Annotated in this window: 18 protein-coding genes and 1 tRNA gene; 9 read left to right on the top strand and 10 right to left on the bottom strand. The window is 64.4% G+C overall.

All coding sequences use genetic code 11. The features are described 5' to 3' along the window. The first annotated feature begins 98 nt into the window (after positions 1–98). From D1F64_RS24185 to D1F64_RS02085, 4 genes are all read left to right on the top strand, one after another. On the top strand, positions 99–620 hold the full coding sequence (locus tag D1F64_RS24185) for a PD-(D/E)XK nuclease family protein (protein WP_248304582.1): 522 nt from the start codon (positions 99–101) through the stop codon (positions 618–620). Between the two features lie 184 nt (positions 621–804). Next, positions 805–1125: a thioredoxin TrxA gene (trxA, locus tag D1F64_RS02095; RefSeq protein WP_117411071.1), complete on the top strand. Its 321-nt coding sequence runs from the start codon at positions 805–807 to the stop codon at positions 1123–1125. A 276-nt stretch (positions 1126–1401) separates the two neighbouring features. Next, complete coding sequence (gene grpE / locus D1F64_RS02090; RefSeq protein ID WP_117411070.1) at positions 1402–2037, top strand: nucleotide exchange factor GrpE; 636 nt, start codon at positions 1402–1404, stop codon at positions 2035–2037. A 72-nt stretch (positions 2038–2109) separates the two neighbouring features. Next, positions 2110–2715, top strand: coding sequence for a trimeric intracellular cation channel family protein (locus tag D1F64_RS02085; RefSeq protein WP_248304581.1), 606 nt, complete (start codon positions 2110–2112; stop codon positions 2713–2715). Positions 2716–2751: 36 nt separating this feature from the next. Here D1F64_RS02085 and D1F64_RS02080 read toward each other — a convergent pair whose 3' ends face one another. The 9 genes from D1F64_RS02080 to aroA all read right to left on the bottom strand — a co-directional run bounded on the left by D1F64_RS02080 (position 2752) and on the right by aroA (position 12287). After that, positions 2752–4542, bottom strand: a complete 1791-nt coding sequence (locus D1F64_RS02080) for a hypothetical protein (RefSeq protein WP_205470615.1) — start codon at positions 4540–4542, stop codon at positions 2752–2754. Between the two features lie 175 nt (positions 4543–4717). Continuing rightward, the gene (locus D1F64_RS02075; RefSeq protein WP_117411068.1) at positions 4718–5104 is read right to left on the bottom strand and encodes a DUF302 domain-containing protein; all 387 of its coding nucleotides are present in this window, start codon (positions 5102–5104) and stop codon (positions 4718–4720) included. A gap of 79 nt (positions 5105–5183) precedes the next feature. Next, the gene (locus D1F64_RS02070) at positions 5184–6146 is read right to left on the bottom strand and encodes an ornithine cyclodeaminase family protein (RefSeq protein WP_117411067.1); all 963 of its coding nucleotides are present in this window, start codon (positions 6144–6146) and stop codon (positions 5184–5186) included. Positions 6147–6159: 13 nt separating this feature from the next. Beyond that, positions 6160–6570 (bottom strand): LapA family protein, encoded by a 411-nt coding sequence (locus D1F64_RS02065; RefSeq protein WP_248304580.1) that lies wholly within the window; start codon positions 6568–6570, stop codon positions 6160–6162. A gap of 63 nt (positions 6571–6633) precedes the next feature. Beyond that, positions 6634–6915, bottom strand: coding sequence for an integration host factor subunit beta (locus D1F64_RS02060; protein ID WP_117411066.1), 282 nt, complete (start codon positions 6913–6915; stop codon positions 6634–6636). Beyond that, positions 6881–7909 carry a signal peptide peptidase SppA gene (sppA, locus tag D1F64_RS02055; RefSeq protein ID WP_117411065.1) on the bottom strand — a complete coding sequence of 343 codons (1029 nt, stop codon included), beginning with the start codon at positions 7907–7909 and terminating at the stop codon, positions 6881–6883. The genes D1F64_RS02060 and sppA overlap by 35 nt, the downstream gene beginning before the upstream one ends. Positions 7910–8249: 340 nt before the next feature. Next, the gene (gene rpsA, locus D1F64_RS02050; protein WP_117411064.1) at positions 8250–9956 is read right to left on the bottom strand and encodes a 30S ribosomal protein S1; all 1707 of its coding nucleotides are present in this window, start codon (positions 9954–9956) and stop codon (positions 8250–8252) included. Between the two features lie 355 nt (positions 9957–10311). Continuing rightward, complete coding sequence (gene cmk / locus D1F64_RS02045; protein ID WP_117414356.1) at positions 10312–10923, bottom strand: (d)CMP kinase; 612 nt, start codon at positions 10921–10923, stop codon at positions 10312–10314. A gap of 17 nt (positions 10924–10940) precedes the next feature. Beyond that, entirely contained in the window at positions 10941–12287 is a 1347-nt protein-coding gene (aroA, locus tag D1F64_RS02040) for a 3-phosphoshikimate 1-carboxyvinyltransferase (RefSeq protein ID WP_205470614.1), read from the bottom strand. 328 nt (positions 12288–12615) lie between these two features. On the opposite strand from aroA, the gene D1F64_RS02035 reads away from it, so the two are divergent. Both D1F64_RS02035 and D1F64_RS02030 read left to right on the top strand, forming a co-directional pair. After that, entirely contained in the window at positions 12616–13035 is a 420-nt protein-coding gene (locus D1F64_RS02035) for a TIGR02300 family protein (protein ID WP_117411062.1), read from the top strand. A gap of 115 nt (positions 13036–13150) precedes the next feature. Beyond that, positions 13151–13226, top strand: a tRNA-Ala gene (locus D1F64_RS02030). 113 nt (positions 13227–13339) lie between these two features. Here D1F64_RS02030 and D1F64_RS02025 read toward each other — a convergent pair. Continuing rightward, the gene (locus tag D1F64_RS02025; protein WP_117411061.1) at positions 13340–14215 is read right to left on the bottom strand and encodes a MurR/RpiR family transcriptional regulator; all 876 of its coding nucleotides are present in this window, start codon (positions 14213–14215) and stop codon (positions 13340–13342) included. Positions 14216–14439: 224 nt separating this feature from the next. Here D1F64_RS02025 and D1F64_RS02020 point away from each other — a divergent pair, with 224 nt between their 5' ends. Genes D1F64_RS02020 through D1F64_RS02010 form a run of 3 tightly spaced genes read left to right on the top strand, consistent with a single transcriptional unit; the run spans position 14440 to position 17166 of the window. Continuing rightward, complete coding sequence (locus D1F64_RS02020; protein ID WP_248304579.1) at positions 14440–15402, top strand: N-formylglutamate amidohydrolase; 963 nt, start codon at positions 14440–14442, stop codon at positions 15400–15402. After that, entirely contained in the window at positions 15317–15844 is a 528-nt protein-coding gene (locus D1F64_RS02015; RefSeq protein ID WP_248304578.1) for a TRAP transporter small permease subunit, read from the top strand. The genes D1F64_RS02020 and D1F64_RS02015 overlap by 86 nt, the downstream gene beginning before the upstream one ends. Continuing rightward, positions 15844–17166, top strand: a complete 1323-nt coding sequence (locus tag D1F64_RS02010; RefSeq protein WP_117411059.1) for a TRAP transporter large permease subunit — start codon at positions 15844–15846, stop codon at positions 17164–17166. Before D1F64_RS02015 ends, D1F64_RS02010 begins: the two co-directional genes overlap by 1 nt. Positions 17167–17313: the final 147 nt, after the last annotated feature.

Here is a 17313-nt window from a genome sequence, read left to right as displayed (position 1 = left end):
GTTCTGCCGGATTGGGCGCGCGCCGCCGTGCCCGCGGTCGAGGCCCCCGCAGGCTCGCGCCCTCGCGCGCGCGCGATTTGCTGGCGGATGCGGACGGGATGGAGGAGCCGGAACCGCGCCACGCGCTGGATGCGGCGCTGCAGCCCGACCAGTGGGGCCTGGTGCGCGGGCGGCTGGTGCACCGGCTGCTGCAGACCCTGCCCGATGTCGCTGTGGACGAACGCCGGGCCGCGGCGGCGCGTTATCTCGACGCGGCGCTGGACGGCGCCTTCGCGGAGCGGCGCGAGCAGTTGGTCTCCGAGGTTTTCGGGGTTCTCGACGATCCGCGGTTCGGGGCGCTGTTCTCGAACCGCGCGCGCGCCGAGGTGCCCATCGTGGGCTCCCTGCAAGGTGCGCATGGGACGACCTTCGCGGTGTCGGGCCAGATCGACCGGCTCGTCGTGAGCGAGGAGGCCGTGCTCATCGTCGACTACAAGACGAATGCGCGCCCGCCGCAGGCGCTGGACGCCGTGCCAGCCGAGTATATCGCCCAGCTCGCTGTCTACCGGCGGCTGTTGCGCGACCTTTATCCCGACAAGCCGGTGCGCGCGGTGCTATTGTGGACGGCGACCCATGCCTGATGGAGGTTCCCGCCGCGCGGCTGGAATCCCTTGCCTCCGCAATCGCCGGTGACGAGGATACAGTTGCTTGACGGTGGGCAGTTGCGTTCCTACGTTCTGCATCAACTGATGGCGCGGACTCCCGGCGCCGGTTCAGAGACACTGATATTCCGGGCATCAACCCGAAACCGTTGAGAGGTTCAACATGACGACCGTTACAGTCAGCGACGCGTCTTTCGATGCCGATGTGCTGAAGTCCTCCGAGCCCGTCGTGGTCGATTTCTGGGCCGAATGGTGCGGCCCGTGCAAGATGATCGCCCCCGCGCTGGAAGAGATTTCCAACGAGATGGAAGGCAAGGTGAAGGTCGTCAAGCTCAACATCGACGAGAATCAGGCGACCGCCATCAAGTTCGGCGTGCGCTCGATTCCGACACTGATTCTGTTCAAGGACGGCCAGCCGGCGGCAACACAGGTGGGCGCGGCCCCGAAGGGCAAGCTGCTCGATTGGGTCAACGCCTCGATCTGACGATCACCGGCCTTCGACGTTCAGACCCTGGCCGCACGCGGCCGGGGTCTTGTCGTTTTTTCGGATCTCCCTTGCGACCAGTTGGCGTTCGACATGCCGCGCAGGGGTGTCCCGGTCTTGATTTTCGGACCAAAAAGCCTCAAATGCGCGTCGTGGCAGGCGCGCCCGCGGTGTTGCCGTTGCGTGCAGGGCTCTGGACGACGGGTCCATGCACAAGCAGGCGCGGCGCAGGCGCCGCAGACGATTTTCGATCAATCTGACGTTCACGGGATCACGATGACGGACGAGACCGACAAGATGGAAGCCGGATACGAGCCGGACACTGAACAGGCCGAGACGCCTTCAGCGGACGACTCCGGCGCAGGCGGGATCAGTGTCGAGGAAGCGGTGGAAGCGCTCGTGCGCGAAAACGCCGACCTCAAGGATCAGACCCTGCGCACGCTGGCGGAAATGGAAAACCTGCGCCGGCGTACCGAGCGCGAGGTCCGCGACGCCAAGCAATACGCGGTGGCGAGCTTCGCCCGCGACATGCTGACGGTGAGCGACAATCTGTCCCGCGCGCTGGAGGCGCTGCCGGCCGAGACCCGCGAATCCGCCGACGAAGGGCTGAAGGCGCTGATCGACGGCATCGGCATGACCGAGCGCGAGATGCTCAACCAGCTCGAGAAGCATGGCGTGCGGCCTATCAATCCGGAAGGCGAGAAATTCGACCCGAACTTCCATCAGGCGATGTTCGAAGTGCCCAACGCCGACGTGCCCAATGGCACCGTGGTGCAGGTTGTACAGACCGGCTACGTGATCGGCGAGCGGGTGCTGCGCCCGGCCATGGTCGGCGTCGCCAAGGGCGCGCCGAAGCCGGCACCCCGTCCGGTCTCCGGTGATCCCGGACAGACAGTCGACAAGACCGCCTGAGCATCGCGCTCACGGGCATGATATGACAGGGCGCCGGCGCAATCCGGCGCCTTTTTTATGCGGGGGTGGAGCATGCTGCAGATTCTGGATTTTGTCGGCGTTGCCGTCTTCGCGATTTCCGGCGGCATCGCGGCCTCGCGGCTGAAGCTCGACATCCTCGCCTTCATCCTGTTCGCGACATTCACCGGCATCGGCGGCGGCACGTTGCGCGACCTGCTGCTGGGCGCCCCGGTGTTCTGGGTTGCCGACCAGACCTACCTGATCGTCTGCCTCGGAATTGGTGTGGCCACCTGGTATCTCGCTCATCTGGGCGAGGCCTGGGGCAAGCCGTTGCGCTGGGCCGACGCGGTGGGGCTGGCGTGTTACAGCGTGATGGGCGCCGCGAAGACCATGGCGCTGACCGGCCAGCCGGTCGTGGCGGTGTTCATGGGGGTGGCGACGGCGAGTTTCGGCGGTGTCATTCGCGACACGATCGCCGGACAGCCAAGCGCCATCATCAAGTCCGAGCTCTATCTGACCGCCGCGTTCGTCGGCGCGTCGTGCTTCGTCGGACTCGTGGCGGCCGAAGCCCCGCCATGGTCGGCGGCGGTCGTTGGAGCGCTGGCGGCCTTTGTCCTGCGCGGCGGCTCGATCCAGTGGGGCTGGTCGCTGCCGGGCTATCGCGCGCCCGGCAGTTGACCCCATTCAGCCAAGACGCGCCCGCGCGCGGTCTGGCTATTGGCGGGTCTCAGGAGTGGTTGAACCACCCTGCACGCCCTTGAGCGCATTGCCGAAGATCGCCGCCGCACCCGCCAAGCCGCTGTCGCTGCCCCCGCTAACGACGGTGTTGGGCACCAGCTTGCCGACAAGAGCCACCAGTTCGGGCTTGCGTTCCAGCGACGCGAGCAGCTTTTCGAGCGCCTGCAGCAGCGCGACCCGGTCCTTGCCGAGGACTTCGGCCTGGGCCAGCTGACCGCGGGCGAGCTCTTCCAGGAACTGGCGCTCGGCACGGCCAAGCGCCGCGCGCTCCGCCTCACGCTGACCGGCGACCTTCACAGCAATCTGCGCTTCCACGAGACGCGGCTGTTCGTTCGCGGTGGCGCGCGCCTGCTCGGTCTCGATACGCTTGTTCTGCGCCTGGGTTTCGCGTTCATAGGCATTGGAAAGCTGATCGGCGAGTTGCACGCGCAGCCGCGATACCAGCAGTTCCGGCGGAATCGCCGGCTCGCCGATGCGGATCTCGCGGATCGCGACGCCCGCCTTGCGGCCTTCCACCTTGATCAGCAGTTCGATGGTTTCCTCGAGCGCCGTGCGGTTCTCGATCAGGTCGAGCACCCGGGTCGGACGCGTCTCATATTGCGGCGGCTCCATGAGCGTGCCGTCGGGATTGCGCAGCGGCACCCGCACGGAGGACCCCGCGACGTTGCGCACGATCGAGCGGATCGCGGGCGTGAGAATGCGGTTCTCGATCTCGATCAGGCCGCCGACCGAGCCGACGACAATCGGAGCGTTGTCCGGCGCCACCTGAACCAGCGCACGCAACTCGACCGGAATGTCCCAGCCCTCGACCTTGACGAAGACCGCGTTGTCGGCGGCGTTTTCCGGGACGGGCTCCACCACCTGACGCTCGGTCTGCTTGATGTTGCCCTGCTGATCAACCGACAGATCGATGATCCGCTTGGTATAGCCGCCCTTGTATTCCCAGGTCTGCACGCGCGTATCAACCAGAGTGACCTCATAAGCGTGCAGATTGAGGTAATAGGCACCGGGGAACAGCGATTCCTTCCAGATGCCGGCGCAACCGCGCGGCACCAGCGGCACGGACAGGGCGTCGCGCGCGGTCTCTGATGCTGAGACCTCCTCGCCGACGCAATTGGTGCCGGGCTCGGACACGTTCGACTTGACCACGCCGACGTGGCCGGCGGGAATGACGGTCGCCGTCGTCGTGTCATCCACGCGGACATCGAAAAGATAATGATTGATGCGGTAGCGCCCGGGCTTCAGGACGGTCTCCTGCGGTCCGCGATAGCCACCGTCGGTGCCGAGAAAGTTCTCCGCCACCAGCATGGCGCCGATGCGGGAATCGTCGATAGCGGGCGCGATGAACATGCCGTCAGGCATCGGCTTGCCATCCAGCGCGGTGAGCTGACCATAGTAGCCCTCCGGCACGGTGACCACGGGGAAACTCTCGACGTCATAGAGAACGCGGACGAAGGGAATGAAATGAAAGCCGGGACCGAGAATGCGGGCCTGCGGACCCTTCTCGCCGGCCACAGCGACAATGCGCCCCGGGGGCAATTCCTCGAACGCATAGATCCGCTTGAGATGGCCGACCTCATCGGCATCGACCGACACAAAGGACGACGACGCCAGCAGCAAAGCGCCGAAGCCGGCAAGCACAAGGCCCGCCAGGCGACTTGCGAGGAACCGGCGGAACGCATTTGCGCCCGCGGGCAAGCTCGGCGGCCGGATCAGTATCAGGATTCCGGCGACGCCACAGACGAGCCCAAGGAAAATTCCGAACATGTCGATGCCTCTGATTTCAAAAATGCTTCGTGAAAATCATCGAGACAGTACCGGCTCCAAGTTTCGAAATTGTTGCGCAGTTCACATTTCGCCGCAACCGCGGCGAGGTCATCGGGCGCGGTTGGCCCGGCACGGAACCGGACCAACGGCCTCGAACAATCGCCCCGCCGGTGCGTCAGACGGCGTCCACCACCTTGGCGAGCTTGTCGCGCACGGTGACAGCCACCTCACGCACCTCGGCGTTGTCGATCATGCTCATGGCGGCGGCGGGATCCATCGCCGAGATCTCGATGCCCTCGGCGCCCTTGTCCTGGACCACGACGTTGCACGGCAGCAGCACGCCGACCTTGTCCTCGGCGCTGAGCGCGCGATGGGCGAGGCCGGGGTTGCAGGCGCCGAGGATCAGATAGGGTCGAAAATCGACATCGATCTTGCTCTTCAGCGTTTTCTTGACGTCGATTTCCGTCAGCACGCCGAACCCCTCATCCTTGAGGGCCTGGGTCGTGCGTGCGACGACATCGTCGAAATCACCGGAAACGGTGCGGCTGATGTGATAGCTCATCGAAAACCTCGCGAAAGAATTTCAGGTATACGCGAGTGTCTTCGCAGCCCGATGCGGCCGCATTGCGACTGGTCAAACGTCAGGTTTTCAGGAACACCAGAATGGCGGCCGCCAGATCCTCGATGGCCGTCCCCACCGACTTGAAGACCGTGATCTGGTCATAGAAGCGCCGGCCGGCCTTCTCACCACGGCACAGCTCGAACAGATCCGCCGTGACGTCGGCCTCGGTGATCACGCCGTCGGCCAGCGGCTGGGTGAGATCGCCACCTTCCTCCAACGCCCCCGCGCGCGTGTCGACGAAGATCCGCGCCTTGCGCATGACCGCGTCGTCGCTTTCACGCATGGCCGGGGTGAAGGCGCCAACCAGATCGAGGTGCGCGCCGGGGCTCAGCCAGTCGCCCATGACCAGCGGCGTCCTGGACAGTGTCGCGCAGGAGATCACATCGGCGCCACGCACCCCGCCTTCCAGATCGCTGGTCGCGCGCACAGTGAGCCCGTCGAGCCCGTTCATGGACCGGGCGAGACGTTCGGCGCGCTCCCGGCTGCGGTTCCACACCAGCACATCGCGGATTGGCCGGACGCTGGAATGGGCGCGCATGAGATAGGGCGCCAGCGCGCCGGCGCCCACCAGCATCAGCTTGGACGCGTCCTCGCGCGCCAGATAGCTCGCCGCCAGCCCTGAGGCGGCGGCCGTGCGCCACAGCGTCAGCGCCTGGCCGTCCATCACAGCCAGCGTCTCGCCGTTGCGGCCCGACAGCAGCAGATAGACCCCTTGCACCGTCGGCGATCCGACCTCCGCGTTGTCCGGAAATACCGAGACAACCTTGACGCCGATGTAGCCGCGGTCGGAATGCGCCTGTTTCGTGAAATCGTTCCACGCCGGCATCAGGAGCAACGCAGCGTCCGAGCCATTGGTGCGTTCGATGGTGTGGTGGTGGCGGACCGGGGTCTCGATGTCGGACCGGAAGGCGCTGCGCAAGGTTTCCACGAGATCGCGGAACGTGAGAATGCCGTTGATTTGCGGGGCGGTGACGACTCGCATCGGCGCGCCAGTTTCAGGCGGCGCGCCGACTGTCGGGCGCCGGCAGGCCCGGCACTCCGCTGCCTTGGGCGATATCCTTCAGACGATCCGCCTCATGGCGCAGTCTCTCCGCCTCGCGCCGCTTGTCACGGGCCTGGCGGCGCCATTTGCGCTGCTTCACCCAGGCGCCGGCGCCACCGAGCATGATGCCGGCGAAGAGCGCGCCGAACAGCAGCCAGAACAGCGGCGCCTCGATGGCGAACGCCGGAGCCTCGGGAGCGAAGGGATCGAGCGACAGCACCACCGCCTGCCGGTTGGCCACGGCGAGGATAATCACGACGATCGCTGGCGGCACGAGAAGAATGATCTTGAGAATTCGTTTCAGCACCGCTTCGCACACCCGCTTGATTGTTTCCAGTTCGGCGCCAGACTCCCCGGCACGCACTCCGCGCGCCAGACGTCCGCCGAAACGGCGATCAGCCGGTCCGCGGACGGCCGGGAAGACGCCCTAGTCGCTGTTGAGCCGCTCGCGCATTTCCTTGCCGGTCTTGAAGAACGGCACATATTTTTCCGTGACATCGACTTTCTGGCCGGTTCTGGGATTGCGGCCCAGCCGTGCGGGACGGTTCTTCACCGAGAACGCGCCGAAGCCGCGCAACTCGACCCGATCGCCGTGCATCAGCGCAGCAACCACCTCGTCAAGGATTGCATTGACGATATTTTCAACGTCGCGTTGGTAGAGATGCGGGTTCTGCTCAGCAATCCTTTGAACCAGCTCGGATTTTATCATTCGCCGGCCCCCCGGTATTGGTTGCGTTTCCTACCCCGCGAGCGTGCCAAACCGATACAAGACCGTCAAGCATTTGCGCCTCGGGAAAGAGCATTTTGGCGATCGTACTTTGGCCGAAGAGTGTCGCCACCACGGATTGTCCGACAAATCCAGCCACAGCCTCGCCCAGCGGCAAGCCCGGCAAGCCATCCTCGACCTTCCAGTCGAGCACCGGCAGATCCTCGTCGAGGTGCTTCTCGTCAACCAGCCACTGCTTGGCCGTCTCCTCACCGCCGATCGCGTCGATGAGATTGAGTTCGCGCGCCTGGTGGCCGGTGTAGATGCTGCCGTCAGCCAGACGCAGGGCCGCGCTCCTGTCCATGCCGCGGCGATCGGCCACCACATCGACGAACCAATCATAGGAATCCGACACCAGCGACGCCAGCATGGCGCGGCTTTCCGGCGAAATCGGTTTGTAGAACGTCGGCTCGGCCTTCATCGGCGAGCTTTTCACGGCGTCCATGTTGACGCCGATGGTCTCCAGCAGCTTCTCGGCGTCGCCGAACTGGAACAGCACCCCGATAGAGCCGGTGATGGCGTTGCGCCGCGCAACGACATGGTCCGCAGCGATGGCGATCATGTAGCCGGCGGACGCGCCGACCGTACCGATATGCGCGACGACAGGTTTCTTTTCGCTGAACGCGCGCAAGGCCTCGAGCAGGCCTTCACCACCGGACGTCGAGCCGCCGGGACTGTTGATCGAGAGGATGAGGCCCTTGACGGCAGGGTCTTCGGCCATGCGGCTGATCATTTTCAGCCGCTTTTGGTCATCGAGAATGACACCGTTGACCGCCAGGCGCGCGATATGCGCATGCGCCCGCGCCCGGGGGTCGAACTGTTGCATGAACAGCCCGATCAGGGCGCCCGCGAGCACCAAAACGGCCGCTACACGCCAGAAAGTCAGTTTGCGCCTGAGCCGGCGCCGATCGACAAGTACGTCGGCATCTAGCGTCATGAATTCCCTCGCTTCGACAGCGGAGCAGCATCAGCCGGAGCGGTATCAGGCGACGCCGGTGGCGGCAAGGTAAAATGGAATTCCGCCACCACATTGGTATATCAAAAGAAAATCGCTGTGCCGTCAAGCGACGATGGGTTGCAAGCGTGGACCAATCGTAAATCGGACAGGGTAGGAACTGCCAAAGCGGACGAGAAACGGCGATCGGCGGTCATCCAGTATCCTGTGCTTGCGCGGTCCGCGGACCATCAAACGCAAAAAGCCCGGGCCAGCAGGCCCGGGCTTTCAATATGCGCCGGACCCGCGCAAGCGGGTCCGGAAGTCCGATCAGACAAGCCGATCAGGCGTCGTCTTCGTCCTCGCCGCGGGCCTTGAGAGCCGCGCCGAGAATGTCGCCGAGCGATGCGCCGGCGTCCGAAGAACCGTACTGTGCGACCGCTTCCTTCTCCTCGGCGATTTCAAGCGCCTTGATGGAGAGCTGGATGCGGCGGGTCTTCTTGTCGAACTGCGTGATACGCGCGTCGACCTTCTGACCGACGGAGAAGCGCTCGGGGCGCTGCTCGGAACGATCGCGCGACAGATCGGCGCGACGGATGAAAGCCGTCATGTCGCTGTCGGCGAGCTTCACCTCAAGGCCGTTTTCCTTGACCTCGACGATCTCGCAGGTCACCACGGCGCCCTTGCGCATTTCGCCGGCGGCCCCTTCGAAGGGATCGCCTTCAAGCTGCTTGATGCCGAGCGAGATCCGCTCCTTGTCGACGTCCACATCGAGAACGACGGCCTTGACGGTGTCGCCCTTCTTGTATTCCTCGATGACCACTTCGCCGGGACGGTTCCAGTCGAGATCCGACAGGTGAACCATGCCGTCGACGTCTCCGTCGAGGCCGATGAACAGGCCGAACTCGGTCTTGTTCTTGACTTCGCCTTCGACTTCGGTGCCCGCGGTGAACTTCTCGGCGAAGGCCTCCCACGGATTCTGAAGCGTCTGCTTGAGGCCGAGCGAGATGCGGCGCTTGACCGGGTCCACCTCGAGCACCATCACATCGACCTCCTGAGAGGTGGCGACGATCTTGCCCGGATGGATGTTCTTCTTGGTCCAGCTCATCTCGGAAACGTGGATCAGGCCCTCGATGCCCGGCTCCAGTTCCACGAACGCGCCGTAGTCGGTGATGTTCGTGACGCGACCGGTGAACTTGGCGCCGATCGGGTACTTGGCTTCGATACCCTCCCACGGATCCGCTTCCAGCTGCTTCATGCCGAGCGAGATACGGTGGGTTTCCTGGTTGACGCGGATGATCTGCACCTTGACCGTCTGGCCAATGGAGAGAACCTCGGTCGGATGATTGATACGGCGCCATGCGATGTCGGTGACGTGCAGCAGGCCATCGATGCCGCCCAGGTCGACGAACGCACCGTAGTCGGTGATGTTCTTGACGACGCCTTCGACGGTCTGACCTTCTTCCAGGCTCTGGACGAGCTCGGAGCGCTGCTCTGCGCGGGTCTCTTCGAGGACCACACGGCGCGAGACAACGATGTTGCCGCGGCGCTTGTCCATCTTCAGGATCTGGAACGGCTGCGGCGTGTGCATCAGGGGGCCGACGTCGCGGACAGGGCGGATGTCGACCTGGCTGCGCGGCAGGAAGGCCACGGCGCCGTCGAGATCCACGGTGAAGCCACCCTTGACCTGGTTGAAGATCTGGCCGGTGACCTTTTCGCCCTTCTCGAAGGACACTTCCAGGCGAACCCAGCTCTCTTCGCGGCGGGCCTTGTCGCGCGACAGAACGGCTTCACCGAGCGCGTTCTCTACGCGCTCCAGATAAACTTCGACTTCGTCGCCAATGTTCAGCTCGCCGTCGCGAGCCCGGGCGCCGAATTCCTTGAGCGGCACGCGACCTTCGACCTTCAGGCCGACGTCGATCACCGCGAGATCTTTTTCGAAAGCGATTACCGTCCCCTTGACGACGGATCCTTCCTGCATCTCGGATCCACCAAAGGCTTCGTCGAGCATTGCCGCGAAATCATCGGTGGTGGGGTTCATTGCAGTCATTGAAACTCCATAAGCCATCACTGGCTGGCGCCGGCGGTTTGTGTTGCACTGTGCCTTACGCGTTCACCCGGTCCCGATCGGACGACCGCCTGAAAAAACAGGCAGGCCGGCGCATTCGGGCAAACGGAAGGCCGTTTTGTTCCAAAGGCCGCCGCATCACGAGGTGCGTCGATACCGGCATCCCATCGAGGGACCCTCCGGCGTCATCCGCGACATCGTGCCCGCGTTCCTCAAAAACACGGGGCGCGCAAGCGGTTTGAAATGCCAAAAAGGCACGTCTCAAAGCGTGCTCCCCGGCGGCCATTGCTGACGCGTCGCGGGACCCCGCTTGAGGGCGTGCCCGTTCCCTGGCAAGTCAAATGCTGTCGATGATATCCACAGCCTTACGGAACGCGGTTTCTATATCCATTTCCGACGTATCGAGCAAGTGGGCATCTGCCGTTTGTTTCAAGGGCGCGACGGCCCGCCCGGCGTCGCGGGCGTCCCGCTTGACGAGATCGGCGAGAATGGCGTCGAAATCGGCCGCCTTCCCGCGCGCCGCAAGCTCGTCGGTGCGGCGCCGCGCGCGCACCTGGGCGGACGCCGTGACAAACAGCTTCACGTCGGCATCCGGGCAGATCACGGTGCCGATGTCGCGGCCGTCGAGAACGGCGCCGGTGGCCGCGAAGTCGCGCTGCAGCTTCAAGAGCGCGGCGCGCACGGCGGGCATCACCGCCACCTTTGAAGCCGCCTCTCCCACCTCGTGCGCGGACAGCATGTCGCGATCCAGTGCGCCGGTGTCGAGTCCGCTCGCGACCTCCGCCGCCGTCGCCTCGTCATCGAGCGGGAGACCGCGGTTGAGCAGTTCCGCCGCCACCGCGCGATACAAGAGCCCCGTATCGAGATGCTTGAGCCCGAGATGCGCCGCCAGCCGGCGCGCGAGCGTTCCCTTGCCGGAGGCGGCCGGGCCGTCGATGGCGATGATCATCTTGCGCGCGCTCCCGGTCATGCGGCGCCCGGGGTCTCGATATTGCCGCCAAGGCTTTCAAAAAGCTGCGTGAAGCCGGGAAAACTGGTGGCGATTGGGGCACCGTCGTCGACGGTGACGGGCGCCTGCGCGGCCAGACCCAGCACCAGGAAGCTCATGGCGATGCGGTGGTCGAGGTGGGTGACGACCGTGCCGCCGCCGGGCACGGTGCTCGCCCCGCGCACCAGCAATGTGTCCGCCCCTTCCTCGTGATCGATGCCGTTGGCCTTCAGGCCGGCGGCGACCGCGGAAAGCCTGTCGCTCTCCTTGACGCGCAACTCCTCGAGCCCCAGCATCACGGTCTCGCCTTGCGCGAAAGCGGCGGCGATGGCGAGAACCGGATACTCGTCGATCATCGAAGGCGCGCGGTCCGCGGGAACGGTCACACCCTTGAGAACCCCATGCCGGACGCGGATGTCGCCGAGGCGTTCGCCGCCGGTCTCGCGCTCATTGAGGATCTCGAGATCGGCGCCCATTTCCCTCAGCGTCGTGAACAGGCCGGTGCGGTGCGGGTTGAGCAGTACGTCGCGAACAGTGACCTCTGAGCCCGGCGTGATCAGGGCGGCGACGATCGGGAAGGCGGCCGAACTCGGATCGCAGGGCACCGTGATGTCCTGGGGCGTCAGTTCCGGCTGGCCGGTCAGCCGGATGACGCGTTCCCCCGCCTCGTTCTGCGTGGTCACAATGTCCGCGCCGAAGCCCGACAGCATGCGCTCGGTGTGATCGCGGGTCGGCACCGGTTCGATCACCGTGGTGACGCCGGGCGCGTTGAGGCCGGCGATCAGCACCGCCGACTTGACCTGGGCTGAAGGGACCGGAACGCGGTAGCTCAGCGGCATGGCGGTTTCCGGGCCGCGCAGGGTCAGCGGCAGGCGGTCGCCCGCGCGCGCCAGCACCTGGGTCCCCATCTGGCGCAATGGATCGAGCACCCGGCCCATGGGCCGCTTGGACAGCGACGCGTCACCGATGAAGGTCGCCGTGATCGGATGGCTGCCGACCATGCCCATGACCAGCCGGGCGCCGGTGCCGGCGTTGCCAAAATCAAGCGCGTTTTCAGGCTCACGCAGCGCGCCGACGCCAACGCCGCGCACATGCCACACGCCGTCGTCGCTCCTGTGCACGCTGGCGCCCAGGGCACGCATCGCGTCGCCGGTGTGATGCACGTCCTCCGATTCCAGCAGACCCGAAATCCGCGTCTCGCCCACCGCGAGCGCGCCGAACATCAGCGCGCGGTGCGAGATCGACTTGTCTCCCGGCACGCGAACCTCGCCCTTGAGTGGCTGGCCGGAGTGCGAAATCATCGGGGAAGCGGCTTGTACGGTCATTGCGTTAGGAACCATCGGTTACATCGGGCAGGGCGTTCAGAAAGGCGCGTGTCGCGGAGTGGGGTTTCGCAAACAAGACCCTATTTGAAAAAAGCTTTTCCGGTACGCCGGCGGCCGGAAAAGCGGCTGTGGCCTGAGTGGGGCGGCTGACTTTTCGACGCCCGCGATTCAACGGGAGCGCAAGTTGATCTAGCATGTCGTTCCTGCGGGGTCATCTTGCGGACGGTGAAAAATGCGCGGATGGGTTTTTTACGCTTTGACAGGACGACGCCCGCACGGTTATTGGGACGACGCTTTTTGAAGTAACAGGTTAGGCAGGACTGAAATCGTGACGAAACCGGACCTCGGGACCAAGCATCTGTGCCCTGGCTGCGGCACGAAATTCTATGACCTCAAGCGAACGCCGATCACCTGCCCGAAATGCGGCACAGTGGTGAGCCTCGCTGTGGCGAAAGGCTCAGGCGGACGGGCCGCGAAGGCGGCGGCGGCGGTGGAACCCGAAGCCACCGAGGATTTGGTGGTCGCCAAGGAGGAGAACGTCGAAATCGTCTCCCTTGAGGATGCCGACGCCGAGCAGATCAGCTCCAAGAAGAGCGTCATAGACGATGACGACGATGTGGACGACGTTGAGGACGTCGACGATATCGACGACGACGCGGCCGATGACGACACCTTCCTGGAAGACGACGAGGACGACGACGCCGTGCCCGATATCGTCGTCGTGCGCGAAACCGACGAAGACCTCTGATTGTCCACAGGCGGGGCGCCACAAAGGCGTTGACACCCACTTGACTTCCCGGCGGGCGGGGCTATGTTCCGCCCGCACAACGGCTCCGGGGCCGTACCCAACATCCGGAAACAGTGGGGCCATAGCTCAGTTGGGAGAGCGCTTGCATGGCATGCAAGAGGTCGGCGGTTCGATTCCGCCTGGCTCCACCAAATCTTCCCCGCGACTATTTTAACATTCCGAAAAGCCGCGTGTTTTCCGCGACATCGTCGGCCTGCGCGCTGGCTGTGCCGGCAGGCGGGCCGGATGTCTCGTGACGGCTGGTTCAAACGAACTTGCGGAACATCTTCATCTGGTCGAACAGGCCTTCCAGCGTCTTCATGCGGTCCTTGGTCTCCGACCATGTGTCGTTCTGCACCGCGGCGATCAGCGCCTCGAGGATGAACATCGTCACCACCGAGGAATCCCACGCCGAGGGCGCCTCGATGCGGCAATGGAAGGCGTGAGTGGCATGGGCGGCGGCCGGCGAGCCCCACTGATCGGTGAACAGCACCAGCGTCACGCCCCGCTCCCTGGCCATTTCCGCGAGCCGCTGGATGTCGTGCTCGTAGCGGCGGATATCGAAGGCGATCAGCACGTCTCCGGGCTTCATGTTCAGCACGTAATGCGGCCAGGTGTTCGCGTTCGGCGGCAGCAGCACCATCGCGCCGCGGATCATCTGCAGATGCGTGAAAAAGTAGTCCGCCAGCGACCGGGTGATCCGCCCGCCGGCCACGTAGACGCAGCGCTCGCGATCCGCAAGCAGCCGCGCCACGGAATCAAACTCCTCGCAACTGATCTGGTGCAACGTCTGGCGCATGTTGTCCATCACCACATCCGCGAAGCGGTTGAGAATGTGGGTGTCCGGCGCGCCCTGCGCCCAGCGGTCATGTTTGGCGATGGGGTTGGAGAGGGTGTCTTCCAGCTCGGACCGCAGTTTCGCCTGCAACTCGGGAAATCCGCCAAAACCCAGCTTGCGCGCCATGCGCGCCACCGTCGGGGTCGAGACGCCCGATGTCTCGGCAACAGTCGTGATGCTGCCCAGACCCGAGACCGGATAGTTTTCCAGCATCACGTTGGCAAGCTGGCGCTCGGCACGCGTGAGCGTGTCGAATTTTCCGCGTATGCGTTCCGCCACGGTCTGATCTTGCGCAGTCTCCATTCCCCGGCATTCCTTTCCGCGCCATTCGGACGAGTCCGCAATTCTAAACACGACTGAAGAGAATTCGCCAGCAAAGGCGCTTCAGAAAAATATCGTTCAGAAAGCGCCTTGACAGCCGCGTTGTGTCTGAAAAGATATCTTCAGAATGAGCGAGGGGCGGGCTGGTGCCGACAGGGGCGAATTCCGAGGCGATATCCGGGGCGACAACAGAAGCGCATGCGCCGGTGACTGAGGCCGGCCAAGGCGCATCCGGACCTGCGCGGGTTGTCGACGAGATCAATCTTTCGGGCGCCGGCGACGTTCTGCTGATCTGCGAGCACGCCTCCAACCACATCCCGCCCGCGCTTTTCAACCTTGGACTCACCGACGATCTGCTGCGCAGCCACATCGCCTGGGACCCGGGCGCGCTCCCGGTCGCGGTCGCCCTGTCAAAAGCGCTCGACGCACCGCTGCTCGCCCACCGCCTCTCGCGCCTGGTCTACGACTGCAACCGGCCGCCAGAGGCCGAAAGCGCGGTGCCCGCGATCAGCGAGATCCACCCTATTCCCGGCAATGCCAATCTGGCGCCGGAGGACCGTGAGGCGCGCGTCGCGCTGTGTTACACGCCCTTCCGCAACGCCCTGCGCGCGGCGATCGACCGTCGCATCGCGATGGAACGTCCCCCGGTTCTGGTGACCATCCACTCGTTTACGCCGGTCTATCGCGGCGAGCGGCGCGACGTGGAAATCGGTATCCTTCATCATGACGCCGACAGCCGCCTAGCCGACGCCATGCTCGACGCCGCCGCCTCGGACACGCGGTTCGACGTGCGCCGCAACGCACCCTATGGACAGAGCGACGGCGTGATGCACACGCTGCACGAACATGGGGTTTCGCACGGCCTGTTGAATGTCATGATCGAGATCCGCAATGATCTGATCGCAGCGACAGACGCGCAGATCGACGTTGCGCAGTGGCTCGCCGCACGCCTCCGCGCCGCCCTGGACAATATGGGCGGCGAGCGGCCGCGAGCACAGGAACACGGGCTTAGCAATGCCGCAGGCGATCAAAACCTTTGTGCGCTGGGTGGACGCGATCAATCACCGGATCGGCCGCATCACCATGTATCTGATTTTCGCGATGATGGGCGTGCTGCTGTGGTCGTCGATCTCAAAGACGTTTTTCACGCCGACGCTATGGACGCTTGAGACCGCGCAGTTCCTGATGGTCGCCTACTACATCGTCGGCGGGCCCTATTCGATCCAGCTCGGCTCCAATGTGCGCATGGATCTCTTCTACGGCGACTGGTCGCACAAGACCAAGGCCTGCGTCGATGCCGTCACGGTGTTCTTCCTGCTCTATTTTCTCGGCGTGCTGCTCTACGGCGGGCTGGGCTCCACCGCCTATTCGCTGGGCTATTGGGGAGACGAACCGCTGGTGTTCTTCGGCGGCCTGATCAAGGCATTCTTCACCGGCGGCTTCGACGCGGCCGGCGAGGTGATCGGACGGATGGAGCAGAGCCCGACCGCCTGGCGGCCGCTGCTGTGGCCCATCAAATCCGTGATGTGCTTCGGTCTGATCATGATGATCCTGCAAGCCTTTGCCGAGTTCTTGAGGGACATTGGCCGAATCCGCGGAGAAGAGCTCTGATGTCCCATGAGATGATCGCCCTCTTCATGTTCGCGACCATGATGCTGATGCTGCTCACCGGCCAGCGGGTGTTCGGCGCCATCGGCTTCGTCGGCGCTGTGGCGGGCGTCCTGCTGTGGGGCGTCGGCGGAGTCGACATCCCTTTCTCCGCCGCCATGAAGCTGATGAAATGGTATCCGCTGCTCACTCTGCCGATGTTCATCTTCATGGGCTACGTGCTGTCGGAATCCAAGATCGCCGATGATCTGTACAAGATGTTCCACGTGTGGATGGGGCCGGTGCGCGGCGGGCTCGCCATCGGCACCATCGGGCTGATGGTGCTGATCTCCGCCATGAATGGCCTGTCGGTGGCCGGTATGGCCATCGGCGCCACCATCGCCCTGCCGGAACTGCTCAAGCGCGGCTACGACAAGATCATGGTCACCGGCGTCATCCAGGCCGGCTCGTCGCTGGGCATCCTGGTGCCGCCGTCGGTGGTGCTGGTGCTCTACGCGATGATCGCGCGCCAGCCGGTGGGCCAGTTGTGGCTCGCCGGCGTGATGCCCGGGCTGATGATGGCCGGGCTGTTCATTGTCTACATCTACGTCCGCTGCCGGCTGCAGCCGCACCTCGGTCCCGTGCTGCCCGAGGAGGAGCGCCAGGTTTCGCTTGCGGAAAAACTGCGTCTGCTGCGCGCGGGCCTGCTGCCGCTGGTGATCTTCGCGACCATGATGGTGCCCTTCGTCAACGGCTGGACCTCGCTGGTGGAAAGCTCCGCCATCGGCGCGCTCACCGCCTTTCTCGCCGCCATCGTCAAAGGACGGATGACGCGCGCGGTCTTCGAGGTCTCCGTGCGCCAGACGCTGGCGATCTCATGCATGTTCATGTGGATCATCCTGGCGGCCTTGGGGTTCGGCGCCATCTTCGATGGCCTGGGCGCGGTCAACGCCATCGACAGCCTGTTCACCCAGCAGCTCGGTTTGAACCCCTGGATGATCCTCATCCTGATGCAGCTGTCGTTCCTGATCATGGGCACGTTTCTCGACGACACGGCGATGCTGGTCATCGTCGCACCGCTCTACGTGCCTCTGGTCGAGGGTCTCGGCTTCGATCTCATCTGGTACGGCGTGCTCTACACGATCACCACCCAGATCGCCTACATGACGCCGCCGTTCGGCTACAATCTGTTCCTGATGCGCGCCATGGCGCCTCCGGAAATCGGTCTCGGCGACATCTACCGGTCCATCATCCCTTTTGCGCTGGTCATGGTGCTGGCGCTGACGCTGGTGATGATGTTTCCGCAGATCGCCCTCTGGCTGCCCGACCTCGTTTACGGGAAATAACGCGAGACCGCCGCGGCCTTGGCGCCGCGACACGAGCACGGGAGACTATGCGCTAGCGGGACAGGACAAGACTGACAAACAGCGGCCCATCCCGCGCATACAAGAACGACAAGACGAACACGTCGCACATCTGAGCAACCACCAATA

The organism is Breoghania sp. L-A4 (genome assembly GCF_003432385.1).
In the GTDB taxonomy this organism is placed as follows: domain Bacteria; phylum Pseudomonadota; class Alphaproteobacteria; order Rhizobiales; family Stappiaceae; genus Breoghania.
The sequence above is the reverse complement of the archived record's forward strand: the minus strand, read 5'-3'. Positions and strand labels throughout refer to the sequence as shown.